Annotated in this window: 20 protein-coding genes; 8 read left to right on the forward strand and 12 right to left on the reverse strand. The window is 71.4% G+C overall.

Translation table 11 applies throughout. The features are described from left to right. The 5 genes from ABZ297_RS31410 to sppA all read left to right on the forward strand — a co-directional run. Nucleotides 1-447 (forward strand): tetratricopeptide repeat protein (locus ABZ297_RS31410; RefSeq protein ID WP_355353538.1); only part of this gene is annotated, 447 nt, incomplete at its 5' end. Nucleotides 448-546: 99 nt separating this feature from the next. Next, the gene (locus ABZ297_RS31415) at nt 547-669 is read left to right on the forward strand and encodes a hypothetical protein (protein ID WP_355353541.1); all 123 of its coding nucleotides are present in this window, start codon (nt 547-549) and stop codon (nt 667-669) included. A gap of 189 nt (nt 670-858) precedes the next feature. Beyond that, nucleotides 859-3,006 carry a 1,4-alpha-glucan branching protein GlgB gene (glgB, locus tag ABZ297_RS31420; protein ID WP_355353544.1) on the forward strand — a complete coding sequence of 716 codons (2,148 nt, stop codon included), beginning with the start codon at nt 859-861 and terminating at the stop codon, nt 3,004-3,006. An 85-nt stretch (nt 3,007-3,091) separates the two neighbouring features. Further along, nucleotides 3,092-4,969, forward strand: a complete 1,878-nt coding sequence (locus ABZ297_RS31425; RefSeq protein ID WP_355353547.1) for a S8 family serine peptidase — start codon at nt 3,092-3,094, stop codon at nt 4,967-4,969. 57 nt (nt 4,970-5,026) lie between these two features. Then, nucleotides 5,027-6,724 carry a signal peptide peptidase SppA gene (gene sppA, locus ABZ297_RS31430; protein WP_355353550.1) on the forward strand — a complete coding sequence of 566 codons (1,698 nt, stop codon included), beginning with the start codon at nt 5,027-5,029 and terminating at the stop codon, nt 6,722-6,724. 3 nt (nt 6,725-6,727) lie between these two features. On the opposite strand, the gene ABZ297_RS31435 is transcribed toward sppA, so the two are convergent. From ABZ297_RS31435 to ABZ297_RS31455, 5 genes are read right to left on the reverse strand one after another with little or no spacing between them, the layout of a single operon-like run. Next, complete coding sequence (locus tag ABZ297_RS31435; protein ID WP_350808360.1) at nt 6,728-7,210, reverse strand: flavin reductase family protein; 483 nt, start codon at nt 7,208-7,210, stop codon at nt 6,728-6,730. A gap of 40 nt (nt 7,211-7,250) precedes the next feature. Beyond that, nucleotides 7,251-8,183, reverse strand: a complete 933-nt coding sequence (locus ABZ297_RS31440; RefSeq protein ID WP_355353553.1) for an ABC transporter substrate-binding protein — start codon at nt 8,181-8,183, stop codon at nt 7,251-7,253. Nucleotides 8,184-8,219: 36 nt separating this feature from the next. Continuing rightward, nucleotides 8,220-8,891: an ABC transporter permease subunit gene (locus tag ABZ297_RS31445; RefSeq protein WP_355353556.1), complete on the reverse strand. Its 672-nt coding sequence runs from the start codon at nt 8,889-8,891 to the stop codon at nt 8,220-8,222. Further along, nucleotides 8,888-9,562: an ABC transporter permease gene (locus ABZ297_RS31450; RefSeq protein WP_350808357.1), complete on the reverse strand. Its 675-nt coding sequence runs from the start codon at nt 9,560-9,562 to the stop codon at nt 8,888-8,890. Before ABZ297_RS31450 ends, ABZ297_RS31445 begins: the two co-directional genes overlap by 4 nt. Further along, a complete protein-coding gene (locus tag ABZ297_RS31455; protein ID WP_355353560.1) occupies nt 9,555-10,613 on the reverse strand; it encodes an ATP-binding cassette domain-containing protein in 1,059 nt (352 codons plus the stop codon). Before ABZ297_RS31455 ends, ABZ297_RS31450 begins: the two co-directional genes overlap by 8 nt. A gap of 263 nt (nt 10,614-10,876) precedes the next feature. Here ABZ297_RS31455 and ABZ297_RS31460 point away from each other — a divergent pair, with 263 nt between their 5' ends. After that, on the forward strand, nt 10,877-12,223 hold the full coding sequence (locus tag ABZ297_RS31460; protein WP_355353563.1) for a hypothetical protein: 1,347 nt from the start codon (nt 10,877-10,879) through the stop codon (nt 12,221-12,223). 13 nt (nt 12,224-12,236) lie between these two features. Here the strand turns inward: ABZ297_RS31460 and ABZ297_RS31465 are convergent, their stop codons facing one another. From ABZ297_RS31465 to ABZ297_RS31490, 6 genes are read right to left on the reverse strand one after another with little or no spacing between them, the layout of a single operon-like run. Beyond that, nucleotides 12,237-13,400: a lipid-transfer protein gene (locus ABZ297_RS31465; RefSeq protein WP_355353566.1), complete on the reverse strand. Its 1,164-nt coding sequence runs from the start codon at nt 13,398-13,400 to the stop codon at nt 12,237-12,239. Nucleotides 13,401-13,412: 12 nt separating this feature from the next. Beyond that, nucleotides 13,413-13,823 carry a MaoC/PaaZ C-terminal domain-containing protein gene (locus tag ABZ297_RS31470; RefSeq protein ID WP_355353569.1) on the reverse strand — a complete coding sequence of 137 codons (411 nt, stop codon included), beginning with the start codon at nt 13,821-13,823 and terminating at the stop codon, nt 13,413-13,415. Continuing rightward, a complete protein-coding gene (locus ABZ297_RS31475; RefSeq protein ID WP_355353572.1) occupies nt 13,823-14,713 on the reverse strand; it encodes a bifunctional MaoC family dehydratase N-terminal/OB-fold nucleic acid binding domain-containing protein in 891 nt (296 codons plus the stop codon). Before ABZ297_RS31475 ends, ABZ297_RS31470 begins: the two co-directional genes overlap by 1 nt. After that, nucleotides 14,710-15,864: an acyl-CoA dehydrogenase family protein gene (locus tag ABZ297_RS31480; RefSeq protein WP_355353575.1), complete on the reverse strand. Its 1,155-nt coding sequence runs from the start codon at nt 15,862-15,864 to the stop codon at nt 14,710-14,712. Before ABZ297_RS31480 ends, ABZ297_RS31475 begins: the two co-directional genes overlap by 4 nt. Continuing rightward, a complete protein-coding gene (locus tag ABZ297_RS31485) occupies nt 15,864-16,868 on the reverse strand; it encodes an acyl-CoA dehydrogenase family protein (protein WP_355353578.1) in 1,005 nt (334 codons plus the stop codon). Before ABZ297_RS31485 ends, ABZ297_RS31480 begins: the two co-directional genes overlap by 1 nt. Further along, nucleotides 16,869-18,602 (reverse strand): AMP-binding protein, encoded by a 1,734-nt coding sequence (locus tag ABZ297_RS31490; protein WP_355353581.1) that lies wholly within the window; start codon nt 18,600-18,602, stop codon nt 16,869-16,871. It abuts the gene before it with no gap. A 241-nt stretch (nt 18,603-18,843) separates the two neighbouring features. Here ABZ297_RS31490 and ABZ297_RS31495 point away from each other — a divergent pair, with 241 nt between their 5' ends. Further along, a complete protein-coding gene (locus ABZ297_RS31495) occupies nt 18,844-19,452 on the forward strand; it encodes a TetR family transcriptional regulator (protein ID WP_355353634.1) in 609 nt (202 codons plus the stop codon). 42 nt (nt 19,453-19,494) lie between these two features. On the opposite strand, the gene ABZ297_RS31500 is transcribed toward ABZ297_RS31495, so the two are convergent. Beyond that, nucleotides 19,495-20,121, reverse strand: coding sequence for a Uma2 family endonuclease (locus ABZ297_RS31500; RefSeq protein ID WP_355353584.1), 627 nt, complete (start codon nt 20,119-20,121; stop codon nt 19,495-19,497). A gap of 288 nt (nt 20,122-20,409) precedes the next feature. Between ABZ297_RS31500 and ABZ297_RS31505 the strand changes: the two genes are divergently transcribed. After that, on the forward strand, nt 20,410-21,351 hold the full coding sequence (locus ABZ297_RS31505; protein ID WP_355353637.1) for an NADP-dependent oxidoreductase: 942 nt from the start codon (nt 20,410-20,412) through the stop codon (nt 21,349-21,351). The last annotated feature ends 76 nt before the right edge of the window (nt 21,352-21,427 follow it).

Below are 21,427 nucleotides of genomic sequence, written 5' to 3' on the forward strand. Positions count from 1 at the left end.
CTGGACGAGGCCGAGCGGCGCCTGCGCGACTGGCTCGGCTGGGTGCGGGACGTCGCCGGCGACCCGGGCGCCGCCCTCATCCTGGCGGAGCTGGGCTTCGTCGCCGAGCAGCGCGGAGACGCCGGCGCGGCGCAGGACCTCCACCTGGAGAGCCTGGCGACGGCCCGCAAGGTCGGCGACCCTCGCGCGATCGCGCTCGCCCTCGAGGGGCTCGCCGGAGCGCGGGCGCTTCAGGACCGTCACCAGGAGGCCGCCCTCCTGCTCGGCAGGGCCGCCGCCCTGAGGGAGTCGGTGGGGGTCCCGCTCCCCCAGGCCGAACGCGGCGACGTCGACCGCGTCACCGTCGCCGTGCGATCGTCGCTGGGTGAAACGGCCCTCGCCGCCGCGATCGAGGCGGGCGGCACCATCCCCCTGGACGACCTCGCCGTCGCTCTTCCCGGGCCCTGAAAGCCACACGTATTCGCGTTCGGACGTCGCCCAGACCGTTCGCCGCTACTCTACGTAAGCGATCGCCCACGATGAGTCCACCGGCCAAGGAGTGGTGCCGTGTTCCTCCGACTCGCCCTCGCGCTCTTCATCATCGTCGCCGGCCACGCCGGCCCGCCCACCGACGGCGACTCGTACCGGATCCGCCCCGCGGTCGCGCAGCGGCCGACGCCCCTGCCCTGACCTGTTAAAGATTCGGCGTGGGCGAGCGGCCCGTCAGCATGGCCTCCCGGGGGCAGGGAAAAGATCAGGTCTCTGGCCTGGCACCCTGCCGCGATAAACCCGCTATTTCGCACTTTTGGTGATTGTCGCGGTGAAAGCGGGCAGTGCCTGGGTTGGACGGTCGTCGTAGGGCAATGTTGGGATATGCCGATGAGGACAGAGCTCGACCGCCTCGCGGGCGGGGCGCACCACGATCCGCACTCGATTCTCGGAGCGCACTCCGTCTCCGGCGGCGTGAGGTTCCGAGCGCTGCGCCCGATGGCCGAACGGGTCCGGGTGGTGCTGGACGACGGCACCGCACACGACATGAAGCACGTGGCGCACGGGGTCTTCGAGGTGACGGTCCAGGGGCTCGACAAGGTCCCCGACTACACGCTGAGCGTCGAGTACGCGGGCGCCGAGCCGTACACGACGGGCGACCCGTACCGCCACTGGCCCACGCTGGGCGAGATCGACCTGCACCTCATCGGCGAGGGCCGCCACGAGCGGCTGTGGGAGGCCCTCGGGGCGCGCGTGATGGAGCACCAGGACGTCCACGGCACGGCGTTCGCCGTCTGGGCGCCCAACGCGCGCGGCATCAGGGTCGTCGGCGACTTCAACCACTGGGACGGCACCGCCTACCCGATGCGCTCGCTGGGCCGTTCGGGCGTCTGGGAGCTGTTCATCCCGGGTCTGGGCGCTGGGGAGCGGTACAAGTTCCAGGTCCTGGGGGCCGACGGGGTGTGGCGCGACAAGGCCGATCCGATGGCCAGGCGGACCGAGGTGCCGCCGCAGACCGCGTCCGTGATCGAGGACTCGTCCTACGCCTGGGGCGACGAGGGGTGGCTGGCCGCTCGCGGCGAGCGCGACCCGCAGCAGGGCCCGATGAGCATCTACGAGGTCCACCTGGGCTCGTGGCGTCCCGGCCTGTCGTACCTGGAGCTGGCGGAGCAGCTCACCGAGTACGTCCTCGACATGGGGTTCACGCACGTGGAGCTGCTGCCGGTGGCCGAGCACCCGTTCGGCGGCTCGTGGGGGTACCAGGTGACCTCCTACTACGCCCCGACGGCCCGTTTCGGCTCGCCCGACGAGTTCCGCCACCTGGTCGACCGGCTGCACCAGAGCGGCGTGGGCGTCCTGCTCGACTGGGTGCCGGCGCACTTCCCGATGGACGACTGGGCGCTGGCACGCTTCGACGGCACCCCGCTGTACGAGCACGCCGACCCGGCGCGGGGCGAGCACCCCGACTGGGGCACGTACGTGTTCGACTACGGGCGCAGGGAGGTGCGGAACTTCCTGGTCGCGAACGCGCTGTTCTGGCTGAAGGAGTTCCACGTCGACGGCCTGCGGGTGGACGCGGTGGCCTCGATGCTCTACCTCGACTACTCGCGGCGCGAGGGCGAGTGGACACCGAACGTGTACGGGGGCAGGGAGAACCTCGACGCGGTGGAGTTCCTCAAGGAGCTGAACGCGGTCAGCTACCGGGAGGGTCCCGGCATCTCGACCGTGGCCGAGGAGTCGACGGCGTGGCCGGGGGTGTCGCGTCCGGTGCACCTGGGCGGGCTGGGCTTCGGCTTCAAGTGGAACATGGGCTGGATGCACGACACGCTCGCCTACCTGCGGCACGAGCCGATCTTCCGCCAGTACCACCACCATCAGATGACGTTCTCGCTGCTGTACGCCTACTCGGAGAACTACGTCCTGCCGCTGTCGCACGACGAGGTGGTGCACGGCAAGGGCTCGCTGATGGGCAAGATGCCGGGCGACGAGTGGCAGCGTTTCGCGCAGCTCAGGGCGTTGCTCGCGTTCATGTGGGCGCATCCGGGCAAGCAGTTGCTGTTCATGGGCGGCGAGTTCGGCCAGGGCTCGGAGTGGTCGGAGGAGCGCGGGCTCGACTGGTGGGTGCTGGAGTTCGACGGGCACAAGGGGGTCCAGCGGCTGGTCCGCGACCTGAACGCGCTCTACCGCGACACCCCGGCGCTGTGGGAGCAGGACGCGCGGCCCGAGGGGTTCCGGTGGATCGACGCCGACGACGCGCCGGGCAACACGTTCTCGTTCGTCCGGTACGCGACTGACGGGTCGGCCCTGGCGTGCGTGGTGAACTTCAGCGGCGCGCCGCACGAGGAGTACCGGCTCGGCCTCCCGTACGGCGGCCGGTGGATGGAAGTGATCAACACGGACGCCTACGACTACTGGGGCGGCGGCGTGGGCAACAGCGGCGCGGTCGAGGCGGTCGAGGAGCCCTGGCACGGGCTGCCGCACTCGACGACCATGCGGGTGCCGCCGCTCGGGGCGGTGTGGCTCTACCGGCAAGGCTGAATATTCGGTGAGAAACCGGCCTGGGGCTCTGTGCGTGTCCGATAAATGACCATAAACTCCGAGATCATCACCTCGGAGGACGTGCGTGCGACTTCGCCCCCTGATCGTGTGCTCGATCGTGCTCGCCCTGCTGCCCGCGGCCCCGGCGTTCGCCGCCGAGCCGACCCCCTCGCCCAGCGCGTCCGCGACGGCCAAGCTGGAGGAGGGCCTGGCCGTCGACGACGGCCCCGTGCGGGCCATCGTCGAGCTGACCGGCCCCGCGCCGGACGACCCCGCGGCCTCCGGCGTGGACGTCCTGCTCCGCCCGGAGAACCAGCCGTTCATGGTCGTGGAGGGCACGGCCGAGGAGCTGGCCTCGCTGGCGGACAACCCCGCAGTCGCCTCGATCCACCGTGACCGCGCCTACCCCCCGACGCAGGTGTCCAACCTCCAGCTCATCGGCGCCGACCAGGCGCACGCGCAGGGGTTCACCGGCAGCGGCCAGGCGGTGGCCGTGCTCGACACCGGGATCGACCGCGACCACCCGTTCCTCGGCGGCCGGATCGTGGCCGAGGCCTGCTTCTCCGCCGTGGACCAGGGCGTGCAGTCGCTCTGCCCGAACGGGCAGGCCACGCAGGTCGGCGCGGGCGCGGCCGACGCCACCACGCCCAAGTGCATGGCGGGCGGGGTCAACATGTGCGAGCACGGCACCCACGTCGCGGGCATCGCCGCGGGCACCGGCGGCGTCGCGCCGGGCGCCGGGATCATCGCGGTGCAGGTGTTCAGCCGGGTCGACGACGAGGACGTCTGCGGCGAGCCGTCCTGCGTGCTCGCGTTCGAGTCGTCGCTGCGGCTGGCCATGGACCACATCGCCGGGCTGGCCGGGACGCAGCCCATCGCCGCGGTGAACCTGAGCCTGGGCGGCATGCCGTCCGAGGGGTACTGCGACGACACCGAAGAGGGCCTGGCGTTCAAGCCGAAGATCGACGACCTGCTGAGCAAGGGCGTCGCGACGGTGGTGGCCGCCGGCAACGAGTACTTCGAGGGCGCCTCGTTCCCCGCGTGTGTCTCGTCGGCGGTGGCGGTGGGCGCGAACGACGGCGACGACCGCATCGCCGACTTCTCCAACCGCGGCGCGGTGCTGGACCTGTTCGCGCCGGGCGTGGACATCGACTCGTCGGTGCCCGACAACCAGATGGCCGTGCACAGCGGCACCTCGATGGCCGCGCCGCACGTGGCGGGCGCGCTGGCGCTGCTGAAGGCGCAGTCGCCGCAGACCCCGATGAGCGAGCTGGTCGAGAAGCTGAAGACGTCCGGCAGGCCGTACGTCTACCAGGCCAACGGCGCCGCGGTGACGACCCCGCGGCTGGACGTGCTGGCCGCGCTGACGGGTGCCTCGCCGCAGCCGTCGGTCTCCCAGAGCCCCTCCGTGCCCCCGGTGCCCGACCCGACCGGCAGCAGCGGCCCCTCGCCGTCGCCCGGCCCGTCCTCGGGCGACGGCGAGGACGACGGCGACGGCGACGGCGACGGCGACGGTGTCCAGCAGCCGGACCCGACGCCGGTGCCGCTGCCGACCGTCACCGTGACGGTGACCGTCACCGCGAAGCCGGCCGCCCAGGTCTGCACGCGCGGCTCGGCGGGCAAGCGCCTGACGGCCAAGCAGTGGGCGGTGGAGATCCACCGCAGCAGCGGGACGATCCCGGACGCCACGCTGGTCTGCTACCTCCAGCTGGTGCAGAAGGGCAGCGGGGTCTTCCCCGAGCTGACCAAGGCGTCCAGCCTGGGCAAGGCGTACCGGGTGCTCAGGGCGTCCGGGACGGGCCGGGAGCAGCTCGACGGCGCGCTGCTCGTGGGGTGGCTGAACTGGGCGAACGGGGTGAACGGCACGTCCGCCCTGAAGGCCGCCGAGAAGGTGCGGCTCAGCTCCGCCTCGAAGAGCGCGGCGCTGAAGAAGGCGGCCCAGACCCTCACCGCCAAACGCTGACCCTTTCGGCATGAGTTGCAAGCCCATGACCTACTTCCGCCGCTTAGGGTGGCTTCTATGGACGCAGGCAAGGCGATCTTCGAAACCGTCGACAGGCTTCGCCAGCGGCGCACCGCCCCGCTGGTGCTGGAACTCGATCTGACCGAGGGGCTCACGGAGGGGCCGCCGACCGACCCGCTCGCCGCCGTGCTGTCCATGCGCAAGACCCGCCTGTCGGACGTGCTGTCCGGGCTCAGGCGGGCACGTCAGGACTCCAGGGTCAAGGCGCTGATCGTGAAGATCGGCGGCAACCCGCTCGGCCTGGCCATGGTGCAGGAGCTGCGCGAGGCCGTGAGCCGTTTCCGCGCCTCGGGCAAGCTGACGGTCGCCTTCGGCGAGACGTTCGGCGAGTTCGGCAGCGGCACCGTCCCGTACTACCTGGCCAGCGCGTTCGAGCGGGTCTACCTGCAGCCGAGCGGCGACGTGGGGCTGACGGGCGTGGCGGTGGAGCAGCGCTTCGTCAAGAACGCCCTGACCAAGCTGGGCGTCGGGTACGAGATGGGCCAGCGGCACGAGTACAAGACCGCGGCCAACACCTTCACCCAGGACCACATGACCGAGGCGCACCGCGAGTCGACGACCCGCATCGTCGAGTCGGTCACCGAGCAGCTCGTCGCGGGCATCGCCGACGGGCGCAGGCTCGACCCGGCCAAGGTCCGCGAGCTGATCGACCGCGGGCCGTTCATCGGCGCGGAGGCGCTGGAGGCCGGGCTGGTCGACGGGCTGGCCTACCGCGACGAGGTGTACGACGAGGTCAAGCAGGCGGCGGGTGGCGAGGCGCAGCTGCTCTTCGTGTCGAGGTACGCCAGGGCGGCCGCGGTGCGGAAGCTGCCCAACCCGACGGCCGACGGCCTCGCGCTGATCCACGGCACGGGCCAGATCAGGACCGGCCGCAGCGGGCGCAGCCCCCTCGGCGGTAGCGGCGCGATGGGCTCCGACACGGTCAGCGCCGCCCTGCGCGCGGCCAGGCGCGACGAGCACGTCAAGGCGGTCGTCTTCCGGGTCGACAGCCCCGGCGGCTCGTACGTGGCCTCCGACACGGTCTGGCGCGAGGTCGTCCTGACACGCAGGGTCAAGCCGGTGATCGTGTCGATGGGGGACGTGGCGGCGTCGGGCGGCTACTTCGTCTCCATGGCGGCGGACGTGATCGTCGCCCAGCCGGGCACGCTGACGGGCTCGATCGGCGTCTTCGGCGGCAAGCCGGTGCTGTCGGAGCTGCTGGAGCGGATCGGCATCACCTCCGAGCAGGTGGCCGAGGGCGCCAACGCGGGCATGTTCTCCACCACCCGCGCCTTCTCCCCCGAGCAGTGGGAGCGGGTGAACGCCTGGCTCGACCGCATCTACGACGACTTCGTGGGCAAGGTGGCGCAGTGCCGCGAGCTCACCCGCGACCGCGCCCACGAGCTGGCCCGAGGCAGGGTCTGGACCGGCGCCGACGCGCTGTCGGGCGGCCTGGTGGACGAGCTGGGCGGCCTGGACGACGCCCTGGGCCTGGCCAGGAAGCGAGCGGGTCTGGCCGACGACGCGCCCGTCCGCTCCTACCCGCGGCTCAACCCGCTGGAGCGCCTGCGTGGCCCTGAGTCGAGCGAGGACAAGGCGGCGGCGCTGGCGAGGGTCAGGCTGGACGCCTGGGGCCCGCTGGCCCGCCTGTCGGCCGAGCTCGGCCTGCCCGCCGGCGGCCCGCTCTCGCTGCCCGGCTGGTACACCATCCGCTGAGGCTCAGGAGCCCATCGGCCGGTAGCGCCCGCGCAGCCGCACCAGGGGGTGCAGCGACGCGTTGACGTAGCAGACGTCCAGGACGCGGGCGAGGAACAGGGTGTGGTCGCCCGCCGGGACGACCCGGGTGGTCTCCGCTTCGAGCGCGGCCACCCCGCCCTCGACCACCAGGGCGCCGGTGTGCGGGCCGCGCCGATGCTCGACACCCGCCACCAGGTGACGGGCGCTGGGACGGCCCGCCGCGGCGAACCGGCTCGCGATGGCCGCCTGCCCGGACGACAGCAGCGAGGCCGCCCACCGGTCCTGCCTGAGGAGCACCTCGCAGAGGTAGCCGCTGCTGGTCAGGCTGACCAGCACCAGGGGCGGCTCCAGCGAGACGGACATCAGGGCCGACACCGTGGCCCCCAGGTCGTCGCGCCCGTCCTGCACGGTCACCACCGCCACGCCGGCGGCGAGTTGGGCCATCGCCTCGGTGAACTCGCTCACCGTGAGGGCTCCCAGGGGAGGGGAGCCCTCACGGGGCGGGTCAGCCGAGGCCGTTCGAGGTCAGCCATTCCTTGGCCACCGTGGCGGGCTCGTCCTTGTTGACGGAGATCTTCTGCATCATGTCGAGCAGCGACTGCGTCGAGAGCTTGGCCGAGACCGCGTTCAGCGTCGTCCTGATCGTGTCGTTGGCGCCGGCCTTGTTGACCAGCGGCGTCACGTTCTGAGCGGGGAAGATGTTCTTCGGGTCCTGCAGGGCCACCAGGTTGTTGGCCGTCATCTTGGGGTCGGTGGTGAACACGTTGCCGACCTGGATCGTGCCGTCCTTGATGGCGTCCGCGGTGGTGGGCCCGGTGGGCTTCCACTGCTTGAACTCCAGGCCGTAGACCTCCTTGAAGCGGGCCTCCCAGCGCTTCTTGAACTCGGGGGGGCCGCCGACGGTCATCGTCTTCGACACCTTGGCCAGGTCTTCCACGGAGTTGAGCGAGCCCTTGGCCTGGGCGTCCTTGGTGATCGACAGGGAGTCCTTGTCCTCGGCGGGCGAGGAGTCGAGGACCTCAAGCTCGGCCGGCAGCTTCTCCTTCAGCGCGGCGTTGACCTCGTCGGTGGTCGCGGCCTTGTTCTCCAGGTCGACGAAGGCGAGCAGGTTGCCGTTGTACTCGGGCACCACCGTCAGGCCGCCGCTCTTGACCTGGTCGTAGACGACCTCGCGGCTGCCGATGCGGGGCTTCTCCTCGACCTGGACGCCCTTGGCCTCCAGGGCCTGCGCGTAGATGGAGCCGAGCAGCACGCTCTCGTCGAAGTCGAACGAGCCGATGACGGCCTTCCCCCCGCCCGCGGCGGAGGCCGAGCCGCTGGGCGCCGCGCTCGTGGTGTCGAGCGGGTTGCCGCCGCCGCTGCTGCTTCCGCCACCGCATGCGGTCAAGGCCAGCGTCGCGGACAGGAGGAGTGCCGCGGTGCCGAAGATGCGTTTCATCAGATTTCCCTTCTAAACGGGGGGTAATACGGGAGATTATCGGACCTTAACTCGCCGGCTCACCCCCGGAGAGATCGTCACCCGCTGGACCAGCGTGAACACGATCTGCACAACCAGCGCAAACAGCACAATCAGTACCGAACCACCAACGACGCTCGCGTAATCCTTCGTCGCGAAACCGTCGATGACGTAGCGTCCGAGACCGCCCAGCCCGGTGTAGGCCGCGACGGTCGTGGTCGCGACCACCTGGATGGCCGACAGCCGCAGCCCGAGCAGGATCAGCGGCAGCGCCACGGGGACCAGCACCCGGCCGAGCACCTGCCCGCCGGTCAGGCCCATCCCGTACGCGGCGTCACGCAGCTCGGGATCGACGCCCCTGATCCCCTCGAACGTGTTCACCAGGATCGGCGGCACGGCCAGCAGCACGAGCGGGATGATCACCGGCAGGATCGAGGCGGTGCCGAGCAGCAGCACGAACAGCACCAGCAGGCCCAGCGTCGGCAGCGCCCTGGCCAGGTTGGCCGTGACGACCACGCCCAGCCCGCCCCTGCCGGTGTGCCCGATCAGCAGCCCGAGCGGAACCGCGATCACCATGGCCACCGCCAGCGCCAGCGCCGAGAACTGCAGGTGCTCCAGCAGCCGGGCCGGGATGCCGTCGGGGCCTGACCAGTGCGCCGCGGTCCCGAAGAAGTCGATCAGCCAGGTCACGTCGCCCTCCTTGCCCGCACCCACGGCGTGAGCAGCCGCTGCGCCAGCACCAGCAGGCCGTCGGCGAGCAACGCGAGCGCCACGATCAGCACGATGCCGACGACCACCGGCGGCAGGAACGGGTTCTGGTACGCCCTGGTGAACAGCATGCCGAGCCCGCCCTGGCCGATCAGCGCGCCGACGCTGACCAGGCTGATGCTCGACACCGCGACCACCCGCAGCCCGGCCAGCACGACCGGCGTCGCGATCGGCAGCTCGACCTGGACCAGGCGGCGCAGCGGCGTGAAGCCCATCGCGACCGCCGACTGGCGCACGTGGTCGGGCACCGAGCCGAGCCCGTCGACGACCGCGGGGATCAGCACGGCGATCGCGTAGAAGGTCAGCGGGATGATCACGGTGATCTTCGACAGGCCGGTGACCGAGATCAGCAACATGAAGACGGGCAGCGAGGGCAGCGCGTAGATGATGTTGAACACCCCGGCCGTCGGCTGGTAGAGCCACCGCCAGCGGACGCTGGCCAGCCCCAGCGGCAGCGCCAGCACCAGCCCGACCGCGATCGGCACCAGCGACATCACCAGGTGGTCGCCGAGCAGGTTCTTGATGCTGTCGACCCGCCCGGTGTCCCAGTTGCGCGCGATCCACTCCCAGAGTGTGGGAGGTCCGTCAGCCATCGGCCGCCTCCGCCAGCGCCTCGTCCAGCGCCTCCCGGGTGGCGACCCCCACGACCTTGCCGTCGCCGTCGACCGCCACCGCGCAGCCCGACGGCGACAGCAGCGCCGAGTCGAGCGCTGAGCGCATGGAGTCCCGGCCGAGGACGAACGTCCCGTACGGCTCCAGCTCGTCGGGGCGCTCCCTGGAGATCCAGCCGAGCGGCCGGTCGTCGGGGGTGACGACCAGCAGCCACGGCTCGTCCGGGCTGCCCGTGGAGCCCTCGGGGGTGGTCAGGTCCGTGCGCAGGCGCAGCCCGTCGGTGGAGACGAACTGCAGCCGGCGGATGCCCCTGTCGTGGCCGAGGAACTCGCGGACGAAGTCGTCGGCGGGCTCCGACAGCAACGTCTTGGGGTCGGCCAGCTGCGCCAGCTTGCCGCCCACCCGCAGGACCGCCACGCGGTCGCCGAGCTTGATCGCCTCGTCGATGTCGTGGGTGACGAAGACGATGGTCTTGTTCAGCTCCGACTGGAGCCTGAGCAGCTCGTCCTGAAGGCTGGTGCGGACGATCGGGTCGACCGCGCTGAACGGCTCGTCCATGAGCAGCACCGGCGGGTCGGCCGCCAGCGCCCTGGCCACGCCGACGCGCTGCTGCTGGCCGCCGGAGAGCTGGAAGGGGTACCGCTCGGCGAACGCCGTGTCGAGCCCGACGCGTTCGAGCAGCTCCATGGCCCGGTCGCGGGCCTTCTTCTTGTCCCAGCCGAGCAGGTGGGGCACGGTCGCGACATTGTCGATGATCTTCCGGTGGGGGAACAGACCCGCCTGCTGGATGACGTACCCGATGCCGCGCCGCAGCGTCGGCGGATCGATGCCCTGGACGGGCTCGCCGTCGAGCAGGATCCGCCCTTCCGAGGCGTCGATCATCCGGTTGATCATTCGCAGGGACGTCGTCTTCCCGCAGCCAGAAGGGCCGACGAACACGGTGATCTCACCCGTGGGCGCCTCGAGGCTGAGGTGGTCCACGGCGACCGTTCCGTCTGGATAGCGTTTGGTGACTGCGTCAAATGTGATCACGCGCGACCTCTCGCATCGTGGCAGGGCCGCAGCCCCCCTGCCACGACCGCCGCATGATCTATTTGGCCCACAAGACTACGGCGATCCTGAGCTGCATGTTCCCCCGCCCTGCCCTTAAGCGCTTCACCTGACCTGGATCAATCTCGGGAATTGCCCCGCAAATAGTGCGCCGGACCTGGGTGAGTTGGCATGATTGCTCCACGACCTTCCGTTGTCTTCCCCTTACCCCCCGCACCCGCTTTGACAGCTAGAGGAATCGGCCCGTGACCCATCCGCTCACCGGTCAGCGTCCGCGCGCCGAGCTGATCGCAGAGCTCTACGACCGGCACGCCGCCGGGCTGTTCGCGTACTGCGCCGACCAGCTCGGCGACCCAGGCTCCGCGGCCGACGTGCTGGTGGCCGTCCTCGCCGCCGTCCCCGCCACGCCGCCGCCGCGCGCCGCGCTGTACGCGTACGCCCGCCGCGCGATCCTCCGCCGGGACGTCGTCTACGCGCCTCCTCGCGTCGATCCACTCGTGGACCCCGCCTCCGCGCTGGTGGAGCGGGCGCTGCGCGAGCTGCGCCCGCACCATCGCGAGGTGCTGCTGCTCGGCGAGGTGTGCGGGCTGGACAGGGCCGAGCTGGCCCGGGTGCTCGACGTCGCGCCCGACACGGCCGATGAGCTGGCGACCGGCGCCACGCGCCGCTACCGGCAGGTGCTCGACTCGTCGCTGGCGGCCGTCATCGGCGTCCGCATGCCCAAGCCGATGGCGGACGTCTACGGCGCGCTGGGGGTGGCGCCGCTGCGGGACGTGCTCGGCCGCCTGTCGTGGCCCACGCCGCCCGCCACGCTGCGCGCCCGGTTCGCCGACCCGCACTCCGCCCAGGCGCCCGCCAAGGGACGCGTGGCGCCGATGTTCGTCAAGCCGCTGTGGCCGGGGCCGCCGACGTGGCCGCTGCCGCCGGTGGACACCGACCCGGCGACCACCACGGGCATCTTCCCGACGGACCTGCTGACCCCGCCGGCGCCGTCGCGGACCCCCGCGCACGAGGCGACCACCGCCCCGATGCCGAAACTCCCCAGCGCCCCCGCCCCCAGCCTCTTCCGCCCCGCGACCCCCTCGGGGGCGGACTTCGCACCGTTCGGAGCCCCGGCCTCCCCTCCACAGACGGACTTCGCACCGTTCGGAGCCCCGGCCTCCCCTCCACAGACCGACCTCGCTCCGTGGGGAGCGCCGGCTGACCCGGCCGAGGGCTCGACGCCGGCGGCTCCCCTCCCGGCGGACGTCCTCGACGACGAGCCCATCACCCAGCCTCAGCCCGCGATCGGGGACGTCCTCGCGCCCCAGGCACCTGAGGCGAGCCTGTTCACGCCCCGGCCACAGCGACGCGAGCCGGTCTACCGGATGCCGCTGACGGAACCGGCCGCCGAACCCGAGCCCGAACCCGAACCCGAGCCCGTCCTCGGCGCCGAGCTGCGGCCCGGCCCCAATCGGGCGCGCGTCGCCAGGAAGGGGCCGGCGAAGCGCTGGCGCGAGGAGCGGCACCACGACTGGGCGTGGGAGGTGGCCGGGTTCCTGGTGTGCGTGGCGATCGCGATGATCGTGTTCTTCTCGGTCCCCATCCACTGATCACCCGGAACGGTCAGCCCGCCGACAGGATCAGCCCGCTGGTCGGCACCCCCGTCCCCGCGGTGACCAGTACGTTGCGCACGCCCGGCACCTGGTTCGCGGACGTGCCCCTGATCTGCCGCACCGCCTCCGCGATGCCGTTCATGCCGTGGATGTACGCCTCGCCGAGCTGCCCGCCGTGCGGGTTCACGGGCAGCCTGCCGCCCAGCTCGATGCCGCCGTCACGGATGTAGCCGGCGGCCTCTCCCCGGCCGCAGAAGCCGAGCTCCTCCAGCTGGACCAGCACGAACGGGGTGAAGTGGTCGTAGAGGATCGCGGTCTGGACGTCCTCCGGAGCCAGCCCCGACATCTCCCACAACCGCCTGCCCACCACCGACATCTCCGGCAGACCGGTCATGTCATCGCGGTAGTAGCTGGTCATCATCATCTGCCCCGCCCCCGCCCCCTGCGCCGCGGCCGTGACGACCGCGGGCGATCGCCGCAGGTCGCGCGCCCGCTCCGCGGAGGTCACGACCAGGGCCACGGCCCCGTCGCTCTCCTGGCAGCAGTCGAGCAGCCGCAGCGGCTCCACGATCCACCTGGACTCCTGGTGCTCCTCCAGCGTGATCGGCCGCTGGTAGAACCAGGCGGCCGGGTTCGTGGCCGCGTGCCGCCGCATCGCCACCGCGACCCGTCCGAAGTCCTCGGACGTCGCCCCGAAGGCGTGCAGGTACCGCTGGGCGAACATGGCCACCCACGCGGCGGGCGTCATCAGCCCGTACGGCACGTGCCAGCTCATCTCCAGCCCCTGGGACGTCGGCTCGCCCCCGAGCCGGGCGTTCGGCTGCCCGAACCTGCGCCCGGAGCGCTCGTTGAACGCCCGGTAGCAGACCACGGTGGACGCCATCCCGGTGGCGACGGCCATCGCGGCGTGCGCCACCGTGCCGCACGCCGCGCCGCCTCCGTACTCCACGCGGGAGAAGAAGGTGAGCTCGCCCGCGCCCACCTCCCTGGCGACGGCGATCTCCTGGTTGCTGTCCTGGGTGTAGGTGACCATCCCGTCGACGTCCGACGGTGACAGCCCGGCGTCGTCGAGCGCCGCGAACACCGCCTCGGCGGCCAGCCGCAGCTCCGACCGTCCGGACTGCTTGCTGAACTCGGTGGCCCCGATGCCCGCGATGGCGGCCTCGTTCTTCAACGCACAGCTCCTTCAGGCGGTGGGGAGGGTGAAGACGACCTTGCCGGTGGCGTGGTCGCCGAGGCTGACCTTGCCGCGCACCTCGGCCGTGAACGCGCCCGAGTCGTGCGCGACGATCGTGCCGTCGAAGCTCAGCCGGTCGCCCGCGTACGCCGGGACGCCCAGCTTGAGGTCGATCCGCTTGACGACCGCCTCGGGGCCGGTCCAGTCGGTGACGTAGCGCTGCACGAGGCCCATGGTGGTCAGGATGTTGAGGAAGATGTCCTTGGAGCCCTGCGCCCGGGCGCCTTCGACGTCGTGGTGCACCGGGGTGAAGTCCATCGTGGCGAGCGCGGTGGAGACCACCACGGTGGGCGTCAGCTCGATCGACAGCCCGGGCAGTGCCAGGCCGACCTCGACCTGGTCTTCTGTCAGTGTCCGCATCACGGCTCCCGTGGTGCCCACATGGGCAGGGTCAGTTCGTCGTCCATCGCGCGGTACGTCACGCGCAACGGCATTCCGATGGTGATCTCGTCCGTCGGGCAGTCGACGACGTTGCCCACGATCCGTACTCCTTCCGGCAGTTCCACCACGGCCACCGCGAACGGCGTCTCGCGTCCCGGCACCGGCGGGTGGTGGTGGACGACGTAGCTGTAGAGCGTCCCCTCCCCTGCCGCCACGACGTGGCTCCTGCTGGTCGAGCGGCACGCCGGGCAGAGCGGGCCCGGCGGGTGGCGCAGCTCGCCGCAGTCGGCGCAGCTCTGGATGCGCAGCTCGCCCTGGCGGACGCCGTCCCAGAAGAACGCGGTGTCGGCGTTGACGGCGGGCTGCAGCGGGTATGCCGGCCGCCTCTCCGGTGGACGGAACTTCAGGACGCGGAACAGCATCTCGGCGACCGGCTCGTCCGCCTCGTCGTACCAGGTGACGTTCCAGGTGGCGAAGTAGCCGACGCCCAGCGCGGTCCGCTTGGGGCCCGCCAGGTCGGTGAACCTGGTGGCGGGGGTGAGCCGCTCGCCCAGCCGCACCTGGCGGTGGTAGGTCTGCTCGCAGTTGGTCGCCACCACGCCCGTGTAGCCGTGGCCGTTGAGCGCCGCCAACAGGTCGTCCACCGGGGAGCCGTCCTTGGCGCCCGGGTGAAGCCCCTGCATGGTCCAGACCTGGATCATCGCGGGCGGGGCGACGCCCCGGTCCAGGTAGGACGGGTTGGCGTCGCCCATCGCGTCCAGCCAGTGCCTGATCATGGGCGCGTTCACCGGGTCGACGGCCGGAGACCCTCGCACCTCGCCGAGCGCCATCTGCTTCGCCGCCAGCTCCCGCAGCTCGCTCTCGCTCATCGGGGCGGCCTCGGCAGGCTCAGGCCGAGCATCGCGATCAGCTCGCGCTGCACCTCGTTGACCCCGCCGCCGAAGGTCAGCACCACCGCGCCCTTGGCGGCGTGGTCGGTGCGCTCGATGAACTCGGCCGTGGCCGGGTCGGACGGGTCGCCGTAGCGGGCCAGGACGTCCCCGACGATCCTGCCGATCTCCTGCATGCGCTCGGAGCCGTAGATCTTGGTGGCGGACGCGTCGGGCGCGCCCAGCCAGCCGAGGTCCATGTTCGCGGCGACCTGCCAGTTCAGCAGTTCGTTCGTGCGGAAGAAGACCCGCACCCTGCCCAGCGCGCGCCGCACGTCCGGCTCGTCCGCCAGCCCGGAGCGGCGGGCCCAGGCCAGGAAGCGGTCGTAGGTCTGGCCCAGGTTGCCGGCGGGGCCGAGCGTGACGCGCTCGTGGTTGAGCTGGTTGACGATCAGGTCCCAGCCCCTGTCCACCTCGCCGACCACCATGTTCACCGGGACCCGGACGTCGGTGTAGTAGGTGGAATTGGTGTGGTGCCGGCCGTCCATGGTGACGATCGGCGTCCAGGAGAAGCCGGGATCGTCCGTGGAGGCGATCATCATGGTGATGCCCTTGTGCTTCTTCGCCGCCGGGTTGGTGCGCGCGGCCAGCCAGATGTACTGGGCGTAGTGCGCGCCGCTGGTGAAGATCTTCTGGCCGTTGACGACGTAGTGGTCGCCGTCGAGCACCGCGGACGTCCTGAGCGAGGCCAGGTCGGTGCCGGCCTCCGGCTCGCTGTAGCCGATCGCGAAGTGGCACTCGCCCGCCAGGATGCGGGGCAGGAACAGGTCCTTCTGCTCCCGCGTGCCGTACTGCATCAGGGTGGGGCCCACGGTCTGCACCGTGATGATCGGGTACGGCACCCCGGCCCTGGCGATCTCGTTGGCGAAGATCTGCTGCTCCAACGGGCCGTACCCGCCGCCGCCGTACTCCTCGGGCCAGCCGAGCCCGAGCTTGCCGTCGCGGCCGAGCCTGCGGCAGTGCTCCATGTACGCCTCGCCGAACGGGTCCTCGGCGATCTTGGCGCGGTCCTCGTCCGTGAGGCACTGCTGGAAGTACTCGCGCAGCTCGTCGCGGAGCCTGCGCTGGTCAGGGGTCAGGTCGATGAGCATCAGACGAGCGCTCCGATCAGGTCGAGCTGGGCGTCGGCGCCGCCGAGCAGGTGGTTCAGGTGCTTGGCGTGGGCGAAGTAGCGGTGCAGGGGGTAGCTCACGTCCAGGCCGAGCCCGCCGTGCAGGTGCTGGCAGGTGTACAGCGCCTTGACGGCCTCGCCGACGTGGAAGGCGGCCACGGCCAGGTCCTCCTCGGCGGGGAGGCCGGCGGCCAGCCGCCAGGCGCCGGACCACACGGCCACGTCCAGAGCCCGGCCCGCGATGTAGACGTCGGCGATCTGCATGGTCACCGCCTGGAACTCGGCGAGCGCCCGGTCGAACTGCCTCCTGGTCCTGATGTACTCGGTGGTCAGCTTGAGCGCTCCGGCCAGCACGCCGCTCGCCTGCGCCGCCACGCCCGCCGTGTACAGCTGCCGGAGCCGGTCCACCCCCTCTGGGCCCGCCACCCGCTCGGCCGGGGTCGCCTCGAACACCAGCGTGGCGGCGGGCTCGCCGGTCGAGGTCGGCTCCGCCACCCCCTGGGGGGCGGTGACCGCGAACACGCCCTGGTCGGCCGTCACCAGCACCTCGGCCTCCCGCGCGTAGGCGACGCCGCTCTTGCGGCCGGTCAGCGTCCAGCCGCTTCCTGACCGTTCGGCCGTGGTGGCGGGCGGATCGGCCAGCGCCCTGCCCGGCTCCCTGACCGCCACCGCCCCGATGTCGGCCTGCCGTGGCGCGGCGAGCGTGCTCACCAGGGTGCCCAGGGCCGGGACGGGCGCCGCGTGCGCGCCGACCTCGCGCAGTACGACCGCCATCTCCACCGGCCCCAGGCCCGCGCCGCCCGACTCCTCGGGCAGGCACACGCTCATCAGGCCCGCCTGTCTGAGCGCCTGCCACAGCTTCGGGTCGAGCGGCAGGCCGCTCCTCTCGTGCGCCTCCAGCCGTTCGGGAGCGGCCTCCTTGGCGAGCAGGTCCGCGGCCAGGGTTCGCAGATCCTGCTGGGTTTCGTCCAGGTTGAAGTCCATTCAGCTCTCCAAGAGGTGTTGCCTGCCGTGCTTGACGAACTCGTCCTCGATGGCTTCGACGGCCGCGCGGTCCAGCCGCCGGAACTCCGTCGCCGCGGGACGCCACCAGGTGGGGTCGGGGCTGCGCCAGGCTTCCCTGGCGAGGAGGCGCTTGATGACCTTGTGGGAGGGGGTCTGCGGAAGGTCGCGCGCGATACGGATATATCGGGGTATGGCCTTGGGGCCGAGGTCCGTCCGGGACGCCAGGAAGGTGGCGAAGGACGCGGGGTCGAAGGGGGCGTCCAGGACGAGAGCGGCCATCACCTGGTCGCCTGCGGCGGCGTCCGGGACGGGGTAGACCGCGGCCTCCACCACGCCCGGGAACTCGCGCAGCGCCGACTCGACGGGGGCCACCGCGAGGTTCTCGCCGTCCACGCGGAGGCGCTCCGTGCCCCTGCCTGCGAAGAAGACGTAGCCGTCCGCGTCCGCGTAGGCCAGGTCACCTGACCAGAAGGCGCCGTGCCTGATCCGCTCGGCGTCCGCGTCCGGGTCGTTGTAGTAGCCGTCGAACAGGCCCAGCCCGGCCACGTTGACCAGTTCACCGATCGCCTCGTCCGGGTTGGCCAGGCGGCCCTCCTCGACGATCGCCGGAGGGCACCGGCCGCCCGTGACCGGGTCGCGGATCTCGACACCGTCCGGGAGCCTGCCCAGCGAGCCCGGCGGGGCCGCCGGGTCCGGGGTGATCGAGACGGCGGTCTCGGTGGAGCCGAACGCGTCGACCACGCGGCAGCCGAACCGCTCGCCGAAGCGCCTGATCGCCGTGCTGCTGCCCTCGTTGCCGAAGGCGATCCTGAGCGGGTTGCGCGCGTCGTCCGGGCGTTGGGGGGTGGCCAGGACGTACGACAGGGCCTTGCCGACGTAGTGCAGGTACGTGCAGCCGTACCGCCTGACGTCAGGCAGCAGGCCGGACGCCGAGAACCTCCTGCGCAGCACCAGCGCGGCCCCGGAAGCGACGGCTGGGGCGTAGGCCGCCATGATCGCGCCCGAGTGGAAGAGCGGCATCGTGCAGTAGAGGACGTCCTCGTGCGTGAGCAGCGCCGACAGGCTCAGGCCGGGGAGCGCGATCTTGCGTTGCGTGACGCGTACCGCCCGTGGGCGTCCCGAGGTGCCGGACGTGAAGATCAGCATGACCAGCTCACCTGGGTCCCGCCCATCGCACGGAGCACCGGCGCCTGACGCGCCCGGTTCGAGTGCGGGAAAGGGGGTGGCGTCGACCTCCAGCGCCGCCGCGATCCGGCGGGCCGTCGCGCCGTAGGGGTCGGCCCAGAGCAGCAGGTCCACGTCCGTGGCGCGCGCGTCGCGGGTCAGCTCGTCGGGCGACCGGGTGGGGTTCAGGGCCACCAGCACGTGCCCGCTCAGCGCGGCGCCGCCGAGCAGGAACAGCGTCTCCGGGACGTTGTCGCACAACACCCCCACATGCAGCCGCCCCCCACCGCCGCCGGCCGCGCCCCCATCCGCGCGGGCCTGTGCAGCAGCTCCCCCGACGCCTCCCTCCGCCTCGAAGCGCGTCGCCCCGGGCGCGCCGCGGACGCGCTCGGGCTCCAGCGCACGGGCGCGCGCGTCGAGCCAGGTGGCGGCGGTGCGGCAGGTCGCGACGTACTCGCGCCAGGACCACGCGAGGTCCTCGAAGAGCAGCCCGGGACGGTCGTCGTCGGCCCGGGCCGCCAGCAGGGCGGCGAGCGTGTCCACGGTCATCGCGCCTCCAGCAAGCGCTCGGTCAACCGTTCCGCAAACTAGAACAGATTCTAATATGTGTCCAGCACCCACACACGGCAACAAGTCTCGATATACGGCGTTAACGCATCAGACATGGGTCTATGCAGCTTCTTTGTGACTCACGAGTAACAAGCCGAGTTTTCGAGAAATCAGATAACGTGTTCTCATGCGCACCCCGCAGGCGACGATCGCCGCGCTCCCCAGCGACACCGAGGGGACCATGGAGAACCACCCAACGTCCGGCGGTCACAGCGTCCGCACGCGTAGCCAGCACCAGCGACGCAAGCGCATCGTCCAGGCCGCGGCGGCCCTCGCCTCGCGGGGCGGCGTCGAAGCGATGCAGATGCGCACGGTGGCCGAGCGGGCAGGCGTCGCGCTCGGCACCCTCTACCGGTACTTCCCGTCGAAGATGGACCTCGTCGTGGCCGTCGTCGGCGAAGAGATCGACCTCCTCGAAAGCAGCATCGAACGCCGCCCGCCCGGCGCGTCCACCCCGGCGGGGCGCGCGGTCGACGTCCTGATGCGCGCCACCCGCGGCCTGATGCGCGAGCCCGAACTGGCCGACGCACTGATCCGCTCGCTCATCATGGCCGAGGTCGACACCCCGTTCGGCGACCGCATGACCGGCCTGCTGCTCCGCGTCGCCGCCGACGGCCTTACCAGCGACCAGGCGACCGACGAACAACTGGCCCTGGCGGGCTCCCTGTCGAGCGTGTGGGTGCAGGAGCTCCTGGAGATGCTCCGCGGGCGCCGCACGTACGACCAGATCCAACGCCGCATCGAAATAGCCGCCGACCGCCTCATCACCGACCTCTCTTCGCACCGTTGAGCAGGAGCGCCTCGGTGCCGCCGCGGGGGCCGACCGCCCGACTCAGAACTGCAGTTCGGACCAATCAATCACGATGGGGATCGGATTGGCGACACTGGGAGCATCGCCGGATTCGTCCTTCATGAAGGTGCCTGTGTGCTTGTAGAGCATTGATGCACGATCCAACCGGTAACGTTCGACGATCGACACGCCGGTACGGTCGAGGCGGACGATCCAGTAGTGCGGAACACCGGCCTTGGCGTACTCACCGAGCTTGTCGGTCGTGTCCTGGGTCTCCGACCCGGGAGACACGATCTCCACGACCAGCAGGGCGTGTTCGGCCCTGAGCCGTTCGTCCCGCTCGCGGTTCAGGCATCGGTAGAGCACGACGTCCGGACGCCGGTTGAGTAGCGGCACGTCTCTGAGCCGGAGGTCCACGTCGCTGTTCACGGTGAGGCACTCGTGGCCCTGGCTCGTCGCGGTACGGGCATGACGCTCCAGCATGTTGGCCAGCCGTCGCCCCGCCGTCTGGTGGTCAGGGGTGGGGACCGCGCAGTACGCCACGTAACCATCGACGATCTCGATGGCCTTGGCGATCTCCTCAGGAAGGGCGTCGTACTCCTCCGCGGTGACACACGCAGGCTGTGGGCGGATGCTGAGAAGCCAACTGTCGTCGGGCAAGGCTGTCATGCGGCTTCTCCTCGACATCGTCCACTCGATGAGCCAAGACCACGGTCTGCCGTGTCGTCGTCGTGAGTATCGCTGAGCTGAGGTGTGAGCCCGGATGCTGCTGGAACTACCCGGCGTCCACTGTGCGGAAGGTGCGGCGGTAGGTGTGGGGTGAGACACCCAGGGCGGTGTGGAGGTGCTGGCGCAGAAATGAGCCACTGCCCGGGGCTCATCCCGATCTTTGCACACCTTGACCCTTGGGCCACTCGCGGCATCGGGCCGGAACCGAGCAGGCTGGACGCCATGAAGATGCGCGCGATCAGCCAGGACGCCCTGGGCGGCCCTGAGGTGCTGAAGCTGGTAGAGGTGGACAGGCCGGAGCCGGGCCCTACCGAGGTGCTGGTGCGGGTGCTCGCGGCAGGGGTGAACCCGACCGACTGGAAGACCCGCGCGACCGGCGGCCTGCTCCGCACGCCCCCGCCGTTCACGCTCGGCTGGGACGTCGCGGGCGTCGTGGAGGCCGTCGGCCTCGGGACGACCCTGTACAAGCCGGGCGACGAGGTCTTCGGCATGCTCCGCTACCCGCAGGGCAACGGCGCCTACGCCGAGTACGTGTCGGCTCCGGCCAGGCACTTCGCCCGCAAGCCCGCCGGACTCGACCACGTCCACGCGGGCGCGATACCGCTCGCCGCCCTCACCGCCTGGCAGGCGCTGGTGGACACGGCGGAGGTGAGGGCGGGCAGCCGGGTGCTGGTCCACGCCGCGGCGGGCGGGGTGGGCCACTTCGCCGTCCAGATCGCCAAGGCCCGCGGCGCGCACGTCATCGGCACGGCCAGCGCCGCCAAGCACGACCTCCTGCGCGACCTGGGCGCGGACGAGCTCATCGACTACCGAACCGAGGACTTCACCGAGCGCGTCCGCGACGTGGACGCGGTGCTCGACACGATCGGCGGCGACTACGGCCCACGCTCGCTGCTCACCCTGCGCGAGGGCGGCACGCTCGTCTCGCTCGCCCTCTCGCTGCTGGCGCAGGACCTGGACCGGCAGGCGGCCGAGCGGGGCGTCCGGTCGGAGCCGATGCTGGTCGAGCCGGACCACTCCGCGATGCGCGCCCTCGCCGCCCTGTCCGAGGCGGGCAGGCTCCGCGCCGAGGTGGCCGCCGTCATGCCGCTGTCGGACGCGGCGAAGGCGCACGAGCTGGGCGAGTCGGGCCGCACCACCGGCAAGATCGTCCTCACGGTCCCGGAGTGAGACGTCCCACCGCTGAAGCCGCCCGTGGGCGCGCCCAGGCCTCCCGAAGAGCCTGAAGCCGCCCGTGAGGGTCCCC

Source organism: Nonomuraea sp. NPDC005983 (assembly GCF_040614375.1).
Taxonomy (GTDB): Bacteria; Actinomycetota; Actinomycetes; order Streptosporangiales; family Streptosporangiaceae; genus Nonomuraea.

What these genes read in the sequence shown, in the direction of transcription:
- glgB (WP_355353544.1), top strand. Translation starts at nt 859, where the DNA reads ATGAGGACAGAGCTCGACCGCCTCGCGGGCGGGGCGCACCACGATCCG.
- sppA (WP_355353550.1), top strand. Translation starts at nt 5,027, where the DNA reads ATGGACGCAGGCAAGGCGATCTTCGAAACCGTCGACAGGCTTCGCCAG.
- ABZ297_RS31440 (WP_355353553.1), bottom strand. Translation starts at nt 8,183, where the DNA reads ATGAAACGCATCTTCGGCACCGCGGCACTCCTCCTGTCCGCGACGCTG.
- ABZ297_RS31450 (WP_350808357.1), bottom strand. Translation starts at nt 9,562, where the DNA reads ATGGCTGACGGACCTCCCACACTCTGGGAGTGGATCGCGCGCAACTGG.
- ABZ297_RS31470 (WP_355353569.1), bottom strand. Translation starts at nt 13,823, where the DNA reads ATGCGGACACTGACAGAAGACCAGGTCGAGGTCGGCCTGGCACTGCCC.
- ABZ297_RS31475 (WP_355353572.1), bottom strand. Translation starts at nt 14,713, where the DNA reads ATGAGCGAGAGCGAGCTGCGGGAGCTGGCGGCGAAGCAGATGGCGCTC.
- ABZ297_RS31480 (WP_355353575.1), bottom strand. Translation starts at nt 15,864, where the DNA reads ATGCTCATCGACCTGACCCCTGACCAGCGCAGGCTCCGCGACGAGCTG.
- ABZ297_RS31485 (WP_355353578.1), bottom strand. Translation starts at nt 16,868, where the DNA reads ATGGACTTCAACCTGGACGAAACCCAGCAGGATCTGCGAACCCTGGCC.
- ABZ297_RS31490 (WP_355353581.1), bottom strand. Translation starts at nt 18,602, where the DNA reads ATGACCGTGGACACGCTCGCCGCCCTGCTGGCGGCCCGGGCCGACGAC.
- ABZ297_RS31495 (WP_355353634.1), top strand. Translation starts at nt 18,844, where the DNA reads ATGGAGAACCACCCAACGTCCGGCGGTCACAGCGTCCGCACGCGTAGC.
- ABZ297_RS31500 (WP_355353584.1), bottom strand. Translation starts at nt 20,121, where the DNA reads ATGACAGCCTTGCCCGACGACAGTTGGCTTCTCAGCATCCGCCCACAG.
- ABZ297_RS31505 (WP_355353637.1), top strand. Translation starts at nt 20,410, where the DNA reads ATGCGCGCGATCAGCCAGGACGCCCTGGGCGGCCCTGAGGTGCTGAAG.